Source organism: Parasynechococcus sp. (assembly GCF_042954245.1).
In the GTDB taxonomy this organism is placed as follows: Bacteria; Cyanobacteriota; Cyanobacteriia; order PCC-6307; family Cyanobiaceae; genus Parasynechococcus.
Genome location: NZ_JBGKDP010000194.1, coordinates 1 through 3,539, shown reverse-complemented (window position 1 = coordinate 3,539; position 3,539 = coordinate 1). Strand labels below are relative to the sequence as shown.

Below are 3,539 nucleotides of genomic sequence, written 5' to 3'. Positions count from 1 at the left end.
GAAGCGCAACAACGGCATGCCTAAAGATTGATTCCATGGATCCAAAGAGAACCTGCTGTTGGCTTGTCGCCAATGACAGGGTTCTCGAAAGCGACAGCAGCGACGAAGCAAAGATCAGGTTTTCTTATCGAAATTGCTTCGCCAGGGTTCGCCCTCTTTTTCCACAAAAAACAAGGCCATTTTCCACAGGCTGAAGTTGGCCCGCCGGCTGTGGCGGTCAACCTGTGAATTTCCGAGGGAATCGTGCCACAGGGTTGACAGACCGTCTATTCGGCCTAGAGCAACCGCACTTCGTCATTTTCCGTGCCCTCAAACCCAGTTACAGACGACTGTCTCATCTCGTCTCACCTGAAATTCAACAAATGACGACGGCTTTGACGCAAACGCCGGTGATGTGGCTTTCTTGATGTGCGTGGGACAGGGACAAGCTGGACGGAATGGATCGAAATCACCTCGAGCGATGCCATGACATGGGGACCACGGAGCGCAGGATTGCTTCAAAAGCCAGTTACGTGAGCCTGGAAACAGAAATCTCCGAGGTGCTCTATCGAGGCATAAAGGATTTCATCGGGGAGAACCCCTCCTGGGACCAATACCGCGTGATGAGTTCTGCTCTGGCCCACTTTCTGTTTCAGAACGGCTGTGACGACCGCGCAGTGACCGAGCGCTATCTCGATGATCTGTTCATCCGCCCCGACCACTGAGGGCCAGTAGGCAGGCCCGACGGCTCAAGGCCATCATCGTCAGCGTTGGGCTCTGCCAGGCCGACGTCGGCCAGCAGGCGCCATCCACCACAAGAACGTTGGGAGCCCGCCAAAGACGGTTGGAGGGATCAACAACGCTGCTACTCTCACTTCCCCCCATCGCAGCCCCTCCCACCTCATGGATGTAATAGCCCGGGGGGGCTGCACCATCAGACAGCGCAACAGCACCTTCCAAGAAAGGCTCAACCAAGGGGAGGTGAAAGAGGTCTTTGATCGATTTGGCTTCGCCTCCAGCGGCAGCAATGCAGGCCTGGATCGAGGCGCGCATGTGCCTCACCAGTGCCAATTCATTGCCGCTCCAACGGCATGCAATCGAGGGGACACGCACGTCCCAGCGATCCATGCGCTCACTCAGGGTCACCCTGTTGTCAGCCCTGGGAAGAACTTCGCCATGACCAATGAGGAACCCAGTGATGCTTGAAGGGCAACGCCGCAACCACCGTGGCGGATCAAATCGTCCAATGCCGCCCCAGAGGCAATAGCCACCCTGAAAATCAGCCGATGCCAGGTGTCGGCCAAACGGAACCAAAAAACTTCCAGCCCCCGTGAGCGTGGGCTGATCCCTCTGAACACGCTCTGGGAAGGCAAAGAACTGCGATGTGGACACATGGTCCATTAAACGTGTGCCAAGTCGTCCTGAAGGATCGTCCAAACCGTTGCTCTGTTCCCCACGACGGGAACGCAACAGGATGGAAACGGTCTGAATAGTGGAAGCAGCCAAGACCACGAGATCCGCCTTCAACTCTTTGCGGTTGCCGTTGGATTCGTCAACGGCAACCACACCAGTGGCTTTGTCTCCGCAGGCATCCATCAACAGATGCTCCACAAAATGCGCAGAGAGCAACTGGGTGCGTCCTGTGGCCATGGCGCGAGGAAGGCTGCTGCCGCGACTGCTGGAGCGGGGCCAGGCGGGATCCTCTCCCCACGGAGCCGGACCAAAACCCCTTGAGGGAATCACGGGATACCCCAACCGTTGCCTCACAGCTTCAGCAAAACGCTGTTCCGCCGGCGTCGCCGCCAGAGCCGGTTGCGTTTCGCCATCCGGCAGATGATTCAAACCATCGCGCCCACCTTGAACGCCAAGCCAGCGCTCCAGTTCGGCGTAGTGAGGAGTCAGCTCACCGCTGCGCAAAGGCCAACTGACCTGCTCACCCTCCACATCCACACCGACCAGATCCTCATCCGAGAGACGCAGAGTGATGCCACCCCAGGTGAGGCTGCGGCCACCAACCTGCAAGCCTCGCGTCCACAGAAACGGCTGATCCGCTGGGTGCTCGTAGGGATACAGACGCTCGTCGGCATACAAACGAGGGTTGGCTTTCCAGTAGCCGGGATGCTGGGACTGCTGGCGATGGCTGCCGCTGGTTAGGCCCACGATTCGCCGCAGCATATTTCCTGGTTCAGCCCCGAAGGCTTGCGTGCTGTTGAGGTCAGGTCCTGCCTCCACCACGAGCACCCGCGCTCCTGCTTCAGCCAGGGTCATGGCGGCCACGCCGCCACTCGCTCCCGAGCCAACAACAATGACGTCCCAGGGGCCATCGCAGTTCATTGAGCGACTGCTCATGGAGGTACGACAGGCAAAAAAAATCTCCCGTGAGGGAGATCGTTCATTCAATCAGAGTTAGTGGCGGGGGGGAGATTTGAACTCCCGACCTTCGGGTTATGAGCCCGACGAGCTACCAGACTGCTCTACCCCGCGACAACTCGAAAATCATACATGTCGGTGTCGCAGGTGACAGCAAAGTCACGACTGCAAGGCACCGGACACGCTGAGCTTGACGCTTGGGTTCACGACCAGCACCTGCTCATCGAGCTCATCGAGCCCCATCGGTGTGAGCCACTCCAATTGACGCAACAGATGTAAAGCAACCGCTTGCTTGGCACGACGGGAGCCATCTTCCACCTTGATGGCTACTCCAAGACCTTCACCAACGCGGCTGAGGCATTGAATGCCCTCTGCACCACCTTTGCTCAAGACCTGACCGTGGCTGCGCCTCATCAGCTCGGTGTCGAAGCGACCCTCGCCGGCCACCAGGTCAGGATGACTCAGCATGGCCCGACTGATCTGCTCGAGTTCAGCATGCTGTGAGGCCCCGAGGTGGGCATAGAGCAAGGCCATCTGAGCCAACTGCAATACCAGGGTGGGAGCGCCACAGTCATCCCGTTCTGCAACCAATTCCTCAGCAGGTAGACCGATCAGTACAGCGACCCTGCGGTTCACTTCAACCTGCAGCGGATGGTCCTTCTGTAGATAGGTCTCGATCGGCCAGCCCATCTTTCGACTGGTGGCCAGGAAGGCAGCATGCTTACCGGAACAATTGTGCTGAAGCGGACTGTCAGCCCCGTTCGGGACAGGACATTGAAGTGAGGAGCTGTCCAACTCCGCTTTCCAGAGCAATTTGAAGGCTTCCCGGGCGTGGGCATTGGTGCCCGAATGGGATGCGCAGCTGATGGCGATGCCCCGTTCATCAACATCCAGCTGGTCGGCGGTTCCACTGCTGAGAAACGGCAGGGCCTGAAAGGGCTTCAGAGCCGAACGAATGAAATTTTCTAAGCCGGCGTTTCCTGCCGACATCAACACCCGTCCTCGGCCGTCACAGACCACTGCATGAACACGATGCACCGACTCCGTGATCGATCCGCGCCGCAAGCAGACCTCCAGGGGGGCTGACCCAGAACGGGCTGCAGGGTTGAAGCCCGAGGGCAAAGTCATCGGACACCCCGATTGATTCAGAGAGCCTGACAGAGACTGGCACCGGCCAGCATCAAACCCGC

General features: G+C 58.5%; 3 protein-coding genes and 1 tRNA gene. 1 reads left to right on the top strand and 3 read right to left on the bottom strand.

The annotated features are described in order from the left end of the window. Positions 1 to 437: 437 nt before the first annotated feature. On the top strand, positions 438 to 704 hold the full coding sequence (locus ACGVJ8_RS08735) for a DUF2811 domain-containing protein (RefSeq protein WP_392347296.1): 267 nt from the start codon (positions 438 to 440) through the stop codon (positions 702 to 704). Here the strand turns inward: ACGVJ8_RS08735 and ACGVJ8_RS08730 are convergent. The 3 genes from ACGVJ8_RS08730 to ACGVJ8_RS08720 form a co-directional block, all read right to left on the bottom strand. Then, positions 685 to 2,328, bottom strand: coding sequence for a GMC oxidoreductase (locus ACGVJ8_RS08730; protein WP_392347294.1), 1,644 nt, complete (start codon positions 2,326 to 2,328; stop codon positions 685 to 687). The genes ACGVJ8_RS08735 and ACGVJ8_RS08730 overlap by 20 nt on opposite strands. A gap of 61 nt (positions 2,329 to 2,389) precedes the next feature. After that, a tRNA-Met gene (locus tag ACGVJ8_RS08725) sits at positions 2,390 to 2,463 on the bottom strand. A 45-nt stretch (positions 2,464 to 2,508) separates the two neighbouring features. Further along, positions 2,509 to 3,477, bottom strand: a complete 969-nt coding sequence (locus ACGVJ8_RS08720; RefSeq protein WP_392347292.1) for an asparaginase — start codon at positions 3,475 to 3,477, stop codon at positions 2,509 to 2,511. Between the last annotated feature and the right edge of the window lie 62 nt (positions 3,478 to 3,539).